We start from the raw sequence: 13,082 nt of genomic DNA, 5'->3' as shown, positions 1-13,082 counted from the left end.
GACACATTCATTGCGGCGAAGTGGATTTCGCCGGTCTAAGAGGGAGAAACGACAAGAGGGAGACGGGTCAGCCCCATCTCCCTCTTCGAGTGCCGGTGGTTAAATCCGGCTGGGACCGTCCCGGTGGACGATCCCTTTATCGGAACGTCCGGTTATTCGGCTGCTTCCATAATCGCGTCCACTGACACGTATTTGCGGCCGAGTTTGCCTTTGTGGAATCGCACCACGCCGTTCTCGAGCGCAAATAGGGTATGGTCTTTGCCCATACCTACATTGCTGCCTGGATAGAATTTGGTGCCGCGCTGACGCACGATGATGTTGCCTGCGACAACGCCTTCGCTGCCGAACTTCTTCACACCAAGGCGACGGCCGACTGAATCGCGACCGTTACGTGATGAACCACCTGCTTTTTTATGTGCCATGGGCCCTGATCCTTACTTCTTCGCGGCCGGCTTCTTGGCAGCAGCCTTCTTGGCTGGAGCCTTTTTGGCCGGTGCCTTCTTCTCAGCTGCTTCCTTCTTAGGAGCGGCCTTGTTGGCTGGAGCCTTCTTCGGTGCGTCTTCAGTCTTGGCAGCGGCCTTCTTGGCCGGTGCCTTCTTTGCGACTTCGCCTACATCGGTGATACGCAGCAGAGTCATCTGCTGGCGGTGACCGGCCTTGCGACGATAGTTATGGCGACGACGCTTCTTGAAAACGACAACCTTCTCGCTCTTCGCTTGAGCGATGATCTCTGCCGAAACAGAAACCTTCGAAGCATCAGCAAGCTTGTCACCTTCACCCGCGAGCAGGACATCGCCCAGCGTCACCGTGTCGCCGGCGTCGCCAGCGAGTTTTTCGACTGCAATTTTGTCTCCAGCGGCAACCCGGTATTGTTTGCCGCCTGTGCGCACGACTGCGAACATGGTGGTAATCTCTCAATCTAAAGCTGTGCCCTTTCACTCTTCGAAAGGGCGAACCCGACTCTCCACCAGAAGGTGGCGCCGGAAAGAAGCGTGCCGTTAAGGGATAGGCGGGCTCAAGTCAACGCCGGATCATCGCATTTTTGCGCACCGCACAAGAAAATGCGCGAATGTGGACACGGCGCGCCACGAGTGGGTGGCAAGGAGCGGTGTTCGTGCTATTCACTGGCTCAAATGGACTATCCTCTCCTTCCTCGTACTCTTGTAATGGTTTTCGCTGTCGCATCACTCAGTGGCTGCGCCGGCGGCGGAAGCCGTTATCCCGACTTAAATCTACGCAATTTTGAACGTGTGCAAGGTACGTTCACAAGCGCTGCTGCCCCGGCACAGGCAGCTGCTCCGGCCTCCCTCGGCGCTAAGGAAATGGCCGAAGTCGGAAATGCTTTGCTAGCTGCGGGTGATCAGCACGCGCGCTTCCTTTCAGAAGCAAACAGGGCAAGGCCACTTATCGCTTCGGCTTCCGGCACCGGCATTGAAGACAATCGCTGGCCAATCGCGCAAATCGCGATCGGTTCGCTCGAATCGCACAATGGTCAGACTGTATCGCTGTTGGCTGACCTTGATTCGCTTTATGCAGACGCTTCCCTTTCCTTCGCAGAGCGAACGCAAATCGACTTGGCCAGACAGCAAGTTTCCGATTATCATACCGTTGAACGCCAATTGATTACAGAGTTGATTACCTTGCTAGATTCAACCCCCAACGGCAGCAACCCATGAACCTCGCCTGTGCCACATGCCCAGTCCGTGGCAGCGCAGCGTGCTCAGTTCTAGACGAGGCCGAGCGTGCAGTCATGGCCGCTGCCGGGCGAACACGCACCCTCAAACGCGGGTAAACCTTGTTTACGGCCGGAGACGACAATGCCGCGTGTGCCACGTTGGTAAGCGGTGCCTTGAAAGTTTCTGCAACCGATATGGATGGCAATGAACAAATCCTGGCATTGGTTCACCCAGCCGGCGTCATCGGCGATTTGTTTGCTCCGTTTACCCAGCATGATGTCGTTGCTTTGACCGAAAGCCAGCTTTGCACCTTTGCCAAAGCAGATCTCAACCGCGCCGTGGATGCCTATCCTGCGCTCACCAAAGCACTCCTGCGGCGCAGTCAGTAAGATTTGCATGCGACACGCTGTATTTTGGAGCTGACTGGCAATGCCAATGCGGAAACACGCCTCGCGGCCTTGATCTATGATTTCGCACACGCGGCCAGCCAGTCGCCTTGCCACCCTGTGGCGCAGTTCGATTTGCCGCTGTCGCGCGGCGAGATCGCCAATATGCTTGGACTAACGATTGAAACTGTAAGCCGGAAACTGGGCGATTTGGAAGCTACCGGCGCAATTCGCCGCATAGGCAAGCGCGGGATCGAATTGATCGACCCCGCGCACCTGCAAGCTCTCTCGGGAAGGTCTCGGGAGTAGGCGGGGCCCTCTCAGCCCGCCAGCGCGGCTATCGTCACCACCGCGACGCCCCAGAGCAGTACGAGAACTGGCAGGATCAAAACTTGTGTGGCGGCATCTCTGGCTTTGAGCGGGCTGGTATTGGTCATGATGCCTTTGCCTGCGAAGTGATCAAGGCCCATGGAGCGTACCTTTTTGGTTTCCGGTTTGAGCTGTGTCCAGATACCTGGAACCACGAAACCTGCGGTAACGATGAGCGCAATGATCACCATAGGAATGATCAAGGCAGGATTGCCGAATGCCATCGCTGTGATGGCTACAAATCCAAGGTAGCAAGCAAGCGTCGCACCATAGAGTGCCTTGGGAAGCTCAAAATTACGGTCGACATTGGTCTGCACTTGCGCTTCGGCTTCGGGCGCATCAACGATCCGCGCCTTCTGCTGGACGATTTCTGGTGTAAGCAATTTTGACATGACGATGTCTCCTTCCGTTGAGACATCTCTTGCCACCCCCGCGAAGGTAGCTCCTTGATCAAGATCAAATCGCGCGAATTATCTTATTTCCAACGCGCAAGATCGGCGTAATCATGACTGCGCGGCTCGATCCAACTCCATTCGCCATCGCGTTTTTCGCGTTTCCAGAACCAGGCAGCGGCTTTCAGATGATCCATGCAGTAATCGACGGCATCGATCGCGCCGCGTCGATGTTTGGCTGCTGCAGACACGCAAACGATGGGCTCGCCGGGAAACATTCGCCCAACCCGGTGAACCATCAATAGTCCCATCAGATCAAACCGCGCGAAGGCTTTGTCAGCAAGCTCTTTCATGTTTGGTAGCGTCAGCGGTTCGTAGTGAGATAGCTCCAAAGCTTCGACACCCGTATCGTTTCGCACTTCGCCAACGAAGGTGCATATCCCGCCCAATCCCGGGTTGGTGGCCTTGAACTGTTCGACTAGCGCGCCCGGATCAAATGCGTCTGCTAACAAGCGAACAACGCGCATTATCAGCCACCACTTACGGGCGGAAGCAACGCAACTTCATCACCCTCTTGCGCATTAAGCGACGCCTTGTCCGCCAGAACTTTTCCGGCGCAGGCGACATTGACGCGTGCCTGCCGGAGCTGTTCGGCAACTTCAGGCGCGACAGATGATATCAGCCCTTCCCAGTCGAGTGGCGCGGAAAATTCGCGGCTTTCTACACCCGCCAGATCGCGCAACGGACCAAGGAAGAGCACCGTCACGGCCATGTCAGCCACCCGTCATCGACATATGGCGTGGCTGCGCCGGTTCAGCGCCGCGTTCAGAGATATCGAAATGATGCCGTTCAGGCTTGATCCGCATGGCTTCATTCAGCGCAGCTTGCAGATTTGCCTCCGGATCGTCCGAACGCAGCGCCGCGCGCAGATCCACTCGCTCTCCACCACCCAGGCACGGATAAAGCTGCCCCGTCGCCGTCACACGCAAGCGGTTACAGCCTGCGCAAAAATTGTTGGTCAACGGCGTAATCATGCCGAGCTTTCCTCCGGTCTCTTCAATCCGGTCGTAGCGCGCAGGACCGCCAGAGCTTTCACTCAGCGGAGTGAGCGTCCAGCGCTGCTCCAGCTGTTCGCGCACAGCCGATAGCGGCAGAAAGTGATCGACCCGGTCCTCATCGACATCACCCAGCGGCATGACTTCGATCAATGTGTGATCGAAGCCTTCACCATGCGCCCATGCGATTAGGTCGGGAAGTTCATGCTCGTTCACGCCTTTAAGCGCGACAGTGTTGATCTTGACCCTGAGTCCGGCCTCATTTGCCGCAGCAAGCCCCTCCAGGACACGTCGCAGCACATCGCGCCGTGACAGCTTGGCAAACTGGTCTCGGTCACGTGTGTCGAGCGAAACGTTTACCCGCTTCACACCCACGCTCGCCAATTCGTCAGCATGCTGGGCAAGCTGAGTTGCATTGGTTGTCAGCGTAAGCTCTTCCAGCCCCTCACCAAGCTTGCGCCCCAACGCGCGAAACAGGTCGATGATGTCGCGCCGGACCAGCGGTTCCCCGCCAGTAATGCGGATCTTGGTAACCCCGCGGGCAATAAAGCCGAGCGATAGTTGATATAGTTCCTCAAGGCTCAAGACTTCCTTGCGCGGCAGGAACGTCATCCGCTCCGGCATGCAATAGGTGCAGCGCAAATCACAGCGATCAGTAACGGACAAGCGCAGATACTTGATCTGGCGCTGGAAGCCATCGATCAATGGCGCAGGCTTGGCGCTGGGAAGCAAAACGTCTCGGACCCTAGTCATGCAATGGAAGGTACTGCCCAGTGACGCCGGGCGCGCCCCTCAAATATGCGAGCATTGATTGGACAGCCGCTTCGCTGCCTCCACCCACCACATTTACCCTTTTGGGCGCGAATTTTCGGGCCAGATCGCGCGCAACTGTCCGCCGCCAGTCATCGTGATTGCTTGGGGCAAGCGGCAAGATAATGGTCAGATCAGCTACCGCGCCCTCTAGAGCCGCTATCGCTGGATTCAGATGCGCGCGGTGGAATGCGGCAGCCGCATCGAGTGGTTCAGCCGGCAGGTGTTCCACCTTCAACTCGGCCTGCTCCATCCTACTTCCGCTCGCGGTGGAGGGTGATGCCGATCTTTTCATTAGCCTCGGCAATCGCCAGTTTCACGATCTTGACAGTTACCGCTTCCACCCGCGCATCCTGCACGAACAATGTTTCACAGATGTGGTCTGCCACAGCCTCGATCAACTTGAAATGGACCCCTTCAGGCAGCGCATCGGAAGCTGCGAATTTCAGGTCCATGTAGTTCTTGCTGCCCTCAAGGGGAGTGTCAGCTTCATATTTTTCAGCGACCGCCATGCGCACCTGAATGGTGAAACGCAGTGGTTGAGGCTTACCGGTCTCCTCCGAATATATGCCAGTCAGGACATCGTGTTCGAAATCAGCCACTTCAAGGATCAGCGAATCTTTCATGCGCGCCCTTTAGCCGGAATTACCCCAACGTGCGAAGATCGCTGTGGGCAGCAGCCTGCCACTCTCGCCGGTCTCCTGCACCGCGAGATCGCCGTGCTCGATTGTGCCGGGCATATCTGCGAACAATTCATCGACCAAACCCGCAAGCGCCAGACTGCTCATTCGCACCGCGTAAACTGTAAGGAACAGGAACTTGCTATCGCGATCCAGCAGCTTGCGGCAATCGGCAAGCAGCGCGGGCAGGTTCTCTTCCAAACGCCATGTTTCATTCTTCGGCCCGCGCCCAAACTTGGGTGGATCAAGGATAATCCCGTCATAGCGATTACCGCGGCGAACCTCTCGCGCAGTGAACTTGGCCGCATCATCGACCAGCCAGCGGATGGGGCGGTCTTCCATCCCTGACAGCGCCGCATTTTCGCGAGCCTGCGCAACCGATTTCTTGCTCGCATCGACATGTGTCACGCGGCCATGTTGGCTCAACGCCAGCGATCCAACACCGGTATAGCCGAACAGGTTCATCGTCTCGGCCTCAGTCGCCTCGCTCAACTGTTCCCGCATCCAATCCCACACCGGGGCCATATCCGGGAAAAACTGCAGATGCCGGAACGGCGTCGGCTGCGCAGAGAAGGTCACTTCGTTCCAGCTCACCGGCCAGCGATCCTCTGGCAATGACTGGTCAAGCTGCCAGCGCCCGCCGCCATCCTCATCGGATCCAGGGATAAATTCGCCAGCGGCTTGCCAATCCGCCATGCGCGGGCTCCACATCGCCTGCGGCTCGGGGCGGATGAATGCGCGCGGACCAAATTGTTCAAGCTTGCGACCATTCCCGCTGTCGAGCAGGCGATAGCCGCCTTCCCAGCCCTCGCCCACCATCAACACAGGATCGCGGCGAAGCTCGACCATCAGGCGGCTGGGCTCGCGTGCTGCGTCACAAAGTCGCGCACAGCGTCATATTTGCCGGGCAGCTCGCTATAGGCTTCCTCGCGCGCGAACAGATCACCCACGCGTGAAGGCAGGTTCGGACGCAATCCCGTTGCGCGCTCGACCACATCGGGGAACTTTGCCGGGTGGGCAGTCGCCAGCGTTACCATCGGGATTGAAGGATCGAGTTCGCTTGCAAGCGCTGCATGCAGGCCGACGGCAGTATGCGGATCGATCACTTCGCCAGCATTTTCGTGCGCCCAACGCAGCGCTTGCAACACTTGCTGCTGATCCGCGCGAACGCTGGTGAACAGGGCCGACGCGCCTTCGCGCTGACTATTGGTCAGCTGCATGGCTTTATCCGCTTCGAAGCTGCGTATTTGTTCCGCCATCGCGGCACCGTCGCGCCCGCCGCAATCGAATAGCAGCCGCTCGAAGTTTGAGCTGACCTGAATATCCATCGAGGGTGTGTCGGTCGGCGTGACTGTGCCAGTCGAATAGTCCCCATCTGACAGCGCGCGATGCAATATGTCATTGACGTTGGTCGCCACCACCAATTGTGCAATTGGCAGGCCCATTTGCGCGGCAACATAGCCTGCAAACACGTCACCGAAATTACCCGTCGGCACAGAGTAAGCGACCGGACGATGGAGTGCACCCAACTGCAGTGCACTGGCGAAATAATAGACCACTTGCGCCATTAGCCGCGCCCAGTTGATCGAATTGACCGCGCCAATGTTGAAACGGCCCGTCATATCGGCATCGCCGAACATACGCTTCACCATCGCTTGCGCATCATCAAAGCTGCCTTCGATCGCGATGTTGTGAACGTTGGGCGCACGCGCTGTCGTCATCTGGCGGCGCTGCACATCGCTGACGCGGCCCTTAGGGTGAAGCATGAAGATATCTACACCTTCGCGCCCGGCCACCGCATCGATCGCGGCTGATCCTGTATCGCCACTGGTCGCGCCAATGATGGTCAGGTTCGATTGGCGGCGACTGAGGAAGGTCTCAAACAGCAAGCCAAGCAGCTGTAGCGCGACATCCTTGAATGCCAGCGTCGGTCCATGAAACAGCTCGAGCAGCCATTGCCGCTCATCCAGCTGCACCAGCGGCGTCACCGCCTTGTGCGCAAAGCGGCCATAGGCCTGCTGGCAAAGGCTGCGCAATTCCTCTTCGGTCAGGCTGCCTTCGACAAAGGGCCACATCACCCGCGTAGCTAGCTCTGCATAGGGCAGCCCAACCATGTCCGCGATCTGCGCTTCGCTGAAGCGCGGCCATTCAGCCGGCAGGTACAGCCCGCCATCGCTGGCGAGCCCCGCCAGCGTGACACCTTCGAAATCGAGCGCGGATGCGCTACCTCTGGTCGAGATATATTCCATTACTTGGGGCGGTTAGACGCGGGCGGCCCCAAGGGCAAGAAAGAGACGCTTCATGCTCGTCAATCCCCACCTTCCCGACGCCCAGCCAACTTGCTGCGGATTGCAAGGAAGTAGATTACCAGCGCCGTCAGCGCGAAGAAGAACCACTGTCCCGCATAAGCCATGTGGTCGATGACTTTCTTCTTTGGCGGAGCGCTTGCAGAAAGACCTTCAACCGGCGGGTCAGCAACAAGCTTTGCAAAACCAGTCCGCAGGGGTTCTATAGAGCCGGTTACCTCGCCACCTTCCCAGCTGACAGCAGATGGTCCCCTCGCCCAGCCCAACTGGACATCTGCCTGTCCACCGTTGCCAAGCCTGCACGTTGCGACCTGCACATACCCCGACTGATCATTGGCGTTTCGGCCTGCAACAACCCTTGGTTCACCCACAATCTCCACGCACAAGATAGAAGATCGTCGATAGGCATAGCGATCCACCTCTTCAGCGGTCAGCGGAAACGGCACCAATTCGGGATTGCCTGCGTTTGCTTCATATTGTTGCAGGCGCGCTTCCTGCTCCCCGATTTTACCCCATTGCCAGAACCCAAGCCACACCATGATGCTTGCGGCCACGAACACAATGATAGTCGGAACAATCGGAAGCTGGCGGAGGTTCATTGATCCATGTCTTTCGTTTCCAGGCTGCGCTGATAGCGTGCCATCAGCAGCACTGTCTTGAAGAAACGCAGCGCGGCTAAAGTGGTTGCAATGGTCATCGGAACCACAATCAGCCCCATCAGCCACATTGGAAAGCGCAACCACTCGTCGATTAGCAGCACTGCGCCCATCAGCATCGCCGCAACCGCAAATGTCACAATGCTTGCCGCGCGGCTACCCCGCTCGAATTGGCCGAACTCCAGCCCGCAAGCTTTGCAGCGATAGGCAACGCTTGCAGGCGTGTCGAACAACGTGCGCTTATGACAGCGGGGGCACAAACCGAAAAGGGCTGCCTGAGTTACCCCCGGCAGCCCCTTCATTTCTTCAGAGCTTACGCTCTTCGCCATTAGTGAACCGGCGCGCCCCAACCACCCCAGATGTAGATGGCTACAAACAAGAACAGCCACACTACGTCAACGAAGTGCCAGTACCATGCTGCCGCTTCGAAGCCGAAATGCTGACGCGGGGTGAAGTGACCCGCATAGGCGCGCACCAAACAGACGATCAGGAAGATCGTGCCAACCAGAACGTGGAAACCGTGGAAACCGGTCGCCATGAAGAAGGCCGAGCTGTAGGTGTTCTGACCGAAGTTGAACGGAGCGATCGAATACTCATACGCCTGAATAGCGGTGAAGACTGCACCCAGGGCGATCGTCGCCCAAAGGCCCTGCTTCAAACCATCGCGATCACCGTGGATCAACGCATGGTGCGCCCAGGTAACCGTAGTGCCCGAACACAACAGGATGAGGGTGTTCAAAAGGGGAAGCTGGAATGCGTTGAGCACTTCCATCCCAGCAGGCACGAGCGTGCCATCCGTTACGCCCTGCGTGACGAACAGATTCTCGGTTGCTTGCTCAGCAGTGCCCGCCGCAGTGACTTGCAGTGCGTCCGGGAACAGAGCGAAATCGAAAAACGCCCAGAACCAGCCGACAAAGAACATCACTTCGGATGCGATGAACAAGATCATGCCATAGCGCATGTGCAGCTGCACAACCGGTGTGTGATCGCCGCCTTCGGCTTCCTTAACAACATTGCTGAACCAGCTGAAGAAAGTCGCGATCAGCCCCGCGATGCCGAGACCGAGGATGATCTGCCAGCCGTTCATCTCATGCATGAAGAAAACCATGCCAGTGGTGAATGTCAGCGCAGCAAACGCACCGATCAGCGGCCAGATGTCTGGCTCGAGGATGTGATAGTCGTGGTTCTTTGTTCCAGCCATGGAAAGTTCCCGTCTTTTGGCCCGTATCTTAGATTCAACCCGTCCTTAGATGCCCTCGCGGGACGGGTCCAGAGTGTTACGAACTTGGTTCGCTGTTAGTATTGAGTGACTTGTGGAAGGTGTAGCTCAAGGTGATCTGCTCCACCCCCTCCATTGCTTCGTCTTCCAGCATCGCCGGATCGACAAAATACAGCACCGGCATGCTCACTTCCTGCCCCGGCTGCAAAGTCTGCTCGGTGAAGCAGAAGCATTGAATCTTGTTAAAGTAAGCGCCCGCATGTTCCGGTTCGACATTGAAAGTCGCTGTACCGGTGATCGGAACGTTTGAGTTGTTCTTGGCGGTATAGATCGCCATGTCGCGCACGCCGATTTGAACTGTGTCAGTCGGTTGCGTTGGTCGAAATGTCCACGGCACATCACGCGCGGTTGATGCATCGAATCGGATCGACATCGTTTTGCCGGCAGCAAGGCCAATACGCTCCGCATTGGCCGCCTCAGACTCACTCGCCACCTGCGTCGTACCGCCAAAACCGGTCACGCGGCAGAACAGGTCGTACAAAGGCACCGCTGCGTAGCCCAAACCCAGCATCGCGAGCGCGCCCATGAATGCGTAAATGCCGGTCTTTAGGTTCTTCTGCTCAAGCGATGTTGCAGCAACAGCGGTCACTTTACTGGCCTCCGATACGAACGATGGTGATGAAATAGAACAACACAACCATGAACAGCAACAATCCGCCGAGCACGAGATTGCGGCTTTTCTGACGGCGCTTGATTTCGGATTCTTCTTCAGGCGTCATCAGATTATCCACCCTTGCCCACGCGCCAGAGCATCAACTACCAGCGCTGCGAACAGCGCGAACAGGTACAGGATGCTGTAGGCAAACAGGCTTTTCTCCGGCTTCATTGTGTCGCCCTCTACAGAGGTACGGAATGCCACCGGCAGCGACATGCCCAGAAACGCCAGAGTGAGCGCAAGCGCTGTAAATCCGTAAATCGCGCCGGTCCCGCCAATTAACCACGGGGCGATCGCCACCGGCACCAGCAGAATTGAATAAGCCAGAATCTGCCGGCGCGTCGCTTTCTCTCCGGCAACCACGGGCAGCATCGGAATACCGACCTTGGCGTAGTCCGACTTCACAAACAGAGCGAGCGCCCAGAAATGCGGCGGGGTCCAGAAGAAGATAATCGCAAACAGCAGGATCGGCATGGCGGTAACCTCGCCGGTCACAGCAACCCAGCCTATCATCGGCGGGAACGCTCCGGCACCGCCGCCAATCACGATATTCTGCGGCGTGCGAGGCTTCAGCCACATGGTGTAGATTGCTGCATAATAGACAATTGCAACCGCAAGGATCGCAGCTGCGAGCCATCCTACCGCAACACCCATGATGACCAGCGAGGCCGCAGATAGCATAATGCCGAAGTCGCGCGCATCATCGGGGCGCATACGACCTGCGGGAAGCGGACGGTTGGCCGTCCGTTTCATGCCGGCATCGATCTCTGCTTCCCACCACTGGTTTAGCACCGCTGAACCGCCTGCGGCCATGGCAATGCACAGGATCGCGGTGAAGCCGATCACAGGATGAATGCTGCCCGGCGCGGCCAGCAAGCCGCAAATTCCGGTGAAGATCACCAGCGACATCACGCGCGGCTTGGTTAGCGCGAAGAAATCGCGCCAATCGGCCGGCATTGCTGTAGCGGTCGTCGCAGTCATTACCTGTCTACTCGTTCAATATATGCGCCTGTTGTGCGCTTCTTTTGCGAGGCGGGGCGCACTTCTCAGCACGCCCCTCCCCCTTGTCTGCAATCGCTCGATCTAACGCCGCAGCAATTTAAGCCCCTGCGGGACGGTGATCGTGGTAATCGTGGTAATCCTCGATCACTGGCAGCGTTTCGAACTGGTGGAACGGCGGTGGGCTCGAAAGCGTCCACTCAAGCGTAGTTGCACCTTCGCCCCATGGGTTTGTTTCTGCTTTCTTGCCGGCAAGGAATGCATAGGCAAGGTTGGCAAAGAACAGCAACATCGAACCGGCCATAATCCAGTAGCCGTAGGACGAGATTTCATTCCAGTAACTGTAAGCAGCGGTGAAGTCAGGATAGCGACGCGCCATCCCCTGCATGCCCAGGAAATGCTGCGGGAAGAAAATCACGTTCACACCGATGAAGAAGCCCCAGAAGTGAAGGTGGCTCAGCAGCTCTGAATGCATGCGGCCGCTCATCTTCGGGAACCAGTAGTAGAAGCCCGCGAAGAGCGAGAATACCGCACCCATCGACAGCACGTAGTGGAAGTGGGCCACAACGTAATATGTGTCATGCAGGTTGTCGTCGATCCCGCCATTGGCGAGAACAACGCCGGTTACACCGCCGACGGTAAACAGGAAGATGAAGCCCATCGCCCAAACCATCGGCGATTTGAACTCAAGGCTGCCGCCCCACATCGTGGCGACCCAGCTGAAGATTTTCACACCGGTCGGGACCGCGATAACCATGGTCGCTGCTGTGAAGTACATCTTCGTGTTCACGTCGAGGCCAACGGTATACATGTGGTGCGCCCAAACAATGAAGCCAACCACGCCAATCGCAACCATTGCATACGCCATGCCGAGATAGCCGAAAACGGGCTTGCGGCTGAAGGTAGCAACGATCTGCGAGATCATACCAAAGCCCGGCAGGATCATGATGTAGACTTCAGGGTGACCGAAGAACCAGAACAGGTGCTGGTAAAGGATAGGGTCACCACCGCCGGCCGGATCAAAGAATGTCGTGCCGAAGTTGCGGTCTGTCAGCAGCATCGTAATCGCAGCCGCCAGCACAGGAAGTGCGAGCAGCAGCAGGAATGCCGTGACAAGTACTGACCATACAAACAGCGGCATTTTATGCAGGGTCATACCCGGCGCACGCATATTGAAGATGGTCGTGATGAAGTTGGTTGCCCCCAGGATCGAGCCAGCGCCCGCCAAGTGGAGCGAGAAGATCGCGAAATCTACTGCCGGCCCTTGCGAACCCGTCGTCGAAAGTGGTGCATAGACTGTCCAGCCCACGCCAGCGCCCATTCCGGTACCGCCCGGGACGAACATGGAGAACAGCAGGCTGAAGAAACCGACAACGGTCAGCCAGAAGCTGATATTGTTCATGCGCGGGAAAGCCATGTCTGGCGCGCCGATCATCAGTGGAACGAACCAGTTACCGAAGCCACCGATCATCGCCGGCATGACCATGAAAAAGACCATGATCAGGCCGTGCGCAGTGATGAACACGTTCCACATGTGGTAGTTCGCATCCATCGAGGTGCCGTCACCACCCAGCATATCAACCCACATGCCCAGATGCTGGATGCCCGGCTCTGCCAGTTCCATCCGCATGATGCCGGAAATCGCACCACCGATGATGCCCGCACAAATTGCGAAGATCAGGTAGAGTGTGCCGATATCCTTGTGGTTGGTCGACATGAACCAGCGGGCGAAAAAGCCCGGCTTGTGGTCCGCATCATGCCCATGATCTGTATGGGGAGCGGTGATGCCTTCTGCGGTAGTTGCCATCGTTCAGATACT

General features: G+C 57.4%; 20 protein-coding genes. 2 read left to right on the top strand and 18 right to left on the bottom strand.

Features of this window, described 5'->3' with window-relative positions:
- Positions 1-152: 152 nt before the first annotated feature.
- Together rpmA and rplU are read right to left on the bottom strand one after the other, a co-directional pair.
- Positions 153-422, bottom strand: a complete 270-nt coding sequence (rpmA, locus tag QQX03_RS06495) for a 50S ribosomal protein L27 (protein WP_285974950.1) — start codon at positions 420-422, stop codon at positions 153-155.
- 12 nt (positions 423-434) lie between these two features.
- Entirely contained in the window at positions 435-902 is a 468-nt protein-coding gene (gene rplU / locus QQX03_RS06490) for a 50S ribosomal protein L21 (RefSeq protein ID WP_285974949.1), read from the bottom strand.
- Between the two features lie 189 nt (positions 903-1,091).
- Between rplU and QQX03_RS06485 the strand changes: the two genes are divergently transcribed.
- Positions 1,092-1,676: a hypothetical protein gene (locus QQX03_RS06485; protein WP_285974948.1), complete on the top strand. Its 585-nt coding sequence runs from the start codon at positions 1,092-1,094 to the stop codon at positions 1,674-1,676.
- 50 nt (positions 1,677-1,726) lie between these two features.
- Here the strand turns inward: QQX03_RS06485 and QQX03_RS11560 are convergent, their stop codons facing one another.
- The gene (locus QQX03_RS11560) at positions 1,727-2,074 is read right to left on the bottom strand and encodes a hypothetical protein (RefSeq protein WP_432762811.1); all 348 of its coding nucleotides are present in this window, start codon (positions 2,072-2,074) and stop codon (positions 1,727-1,729) included.
- Between the two features lie 15 nt (positions 2,075-2,089).
- On the opposite strand from QQX03_RS11560, the gene QQX03_RS06475 reads away from it, so the two are divergent.
- Positions 2,090-2,371 (top strand): helix-turn-helix domain-containing protein, encoded by a 282-nt coding sequence (locus QQX03_RS06475; protein ID WP_285974946.1) that lies wholly within the window; start codon positions 2,090-2,092, stop codon positions 2,369-2,371.
- Positions 2,372-2,382: 11 nt separating this feature from the next.
- Here the strand turns inward: QQX03_RS06475 and QQX03_RS06470 are convergent, their stop codons facing one another.
- The 15 genes from QQX03_RS06470 to ctaD form a co-directional block, all read right to left on the bottom strand.
- Positions 2,383-2,823, bottom strand: a complete 441-nt coding sequence (locus QQX03_RS06470; protein ID WP_285974945.1) for a hypothetical protein — start codon at positions 2,821-2,823, stop codon at positions 2,383-2,385.
- A gap of 83 nt (positions 2,824-2,906) precedes the next feature.
- Entirely contained in the window at positions 2,907-3,350 is a 444-nt protein-coding gene (locus QQX03_RS06465; RefSeq protein ID WP_285974944.1) for a molybdenum cofactor biosynthesis protein MoaE, read from the bottom strand.
- 2 nt (positions 3,351-3,352) lie between these two features.
- A complete protein-coding gene (locus QQX03_RS06460) occupies positions 3,353-3,595 on the bottom strand; it encodes a MoaD/ThiS family protein (protein WP_285976975.1) in 243 nt (80 codons plus the stop codon).
- 1 nt (position 3,596) lies between these two features.
- Positions 3,597-4,631, bottom strand: a complete 1,035-nt coding sequence (gene moaA / locus QQX03_RS06455; RefSeq protein ID WP_285974943.1) for a GTP 3',8-cyclase MoaA — start codon at positions 4,629-4,631, stop codon at positions 3,597-3,599.
- Entirely contained in the window at positions 4,624-4,941 is a 318-nt protein-coding gene (locus QQX03_RS06450) for a Rossmann fold domain-containing protein (protein ID WP_285974942.1), read from the bottom strand. The genes moaA and QQX03_RS06450 overlap by 8 nt, the downstream gene beginning before the upstream one ends.
- Before the next feature lies 1 nt (position 4,942).
- Positions 4,943-5,314 (bottom strand): dihydroneopterin aldolase, encoded by a 372-nt coding sequence (locus QQX03_RS06445; protein WP_285974941.1) that lies wholly within the window; start codon positions 5,312-5,314, stop codon positions 4,943-4,945.
- Between the two features lie 9 nt (positions 5,315-5,323).
- On the bottom strand, positions 5,324-6,217 hold the full coding sequence (locus QQX03_RS06440; RefSeq protein WP_285974940.1) for an RsmD family RNA methyltransferase: 894 nt from the start codon (positions 6,215-6,217) through the stop codon (positions 5,324-5,326).
- Positions 6,217-7,617 (bottom strand): threonine synthase, encoded by a 1,401-nt coding sequence (gene thrC, locus QQX03_RS06435; protein ID WP_285974939.1) that lies wholly within the window; start codon positions 7,615-7,617, stop codon positions 6,217-6,219. The genes QQX03_RS06440 and thrC overlap by 1 nt, the downstream gene beginning before the upstream one ends.
- Before the next feature lie 59 nt (positions 7,618-7,676).
- A complete protein-coding gene (locus QQX03_RS06430; protein WP_285974938.1) occupies positions 7,677-8,273 on the bottom strand; it encodes an SURF1 family cytochrome oxidase biogenesis protein in 597 nt (198 codons plus the stop codon).
- Entirely contained in the window at positions 8,270-8,659 is a 390-nt protein-coding gene (locus QQX03_RS06425) for a DUF983 domain-containing protein (protein ID WP_285974937.1), read from the bottom strand. Before QQX03_RS06425 ends, QQX03_RS06430 begins: the two co-directional genes overlap by 4 nt.
- A complete protein-coding gene (locus QQX03_RS06420; protein WP_285974936.1) occupies positions 8,659-9,531 on the bottom strand; it encodes a cytochrome c oxidase subunit 3 in 873 nt (290 codons plus the stop codon). The genes QQX03_RS06425 and QQX03_RS06420 overlap by 1 nt, the downstream gene beginning before the upstream one ends.
- A 76-nt stretch (positions 9,532-9,607) precedes the next feature.
- Entirely contained in the window at positions 9,608-10,198 is a 591-nt protein-coding gene (locus QQX03_RS06415) for a cytochrome c oxidase assembly protein (protein ID WP_285974935.1), read from the bottom strand.
- A 1-nt stretch (position 10,199) separates the two neighbouring features.
- Positions 10,200-10,328: a cytochrome c oxidase system small membrane protein gene (locus QQX03_RS06410; protein ID WP_285974934.1), complete on the bottom strand. Its 129-nt coding sequence runs from the start codon at positions 10,326-10,328 to the stop codon at positions 10,200-10,202.
- Positions 10,328-11,245: a heme o synthase gene (locus tag QQX03_RS06405; RefSeq protein ID WP_285974933.1), complete on the bottom strand. Its 918-nt coding sequence runs from the start codon at positions 11,243-11,245 to the stop codon at positions 10,328-10,330. The genes QQX03_RS06410 and QQX03_RS06405 overlap by 1 nt, the downstream gene beginning before the upstream one ends.
- 118 nt (positions 11,246-11,363) lie before the next feature.
- On the bottom strand, positions 11,364-13,070 hold the full coding sequence (ctaD, locus tag QQX03_RS06400) for a cytochrome c oxidase subunit I (RefSeq protein WP_285974932.1): 1,707 nt from the start codon (positions 13,068-13,070) through the stop codon (positions 11,364-11,366).
- Positions 13,071-13,082 lie beyond the last annotated feature (12 nt).

It is taken from the genome of Altererythrobacter rubellus (assembly GCF_030284385.1).
Taxonomy (GTDB): domain Bacteria; phylum Pseudomonadota; class Alphaproteobacteria; order Sphingomonadales; family Sphingomonadaceae; genus Erythrobacter; species Erythrobacter rubellus.
Note: the sequence above shows the minus strand (reverse complement) of the source record. Positions and strands in the feature narration are given on the sequence as shown.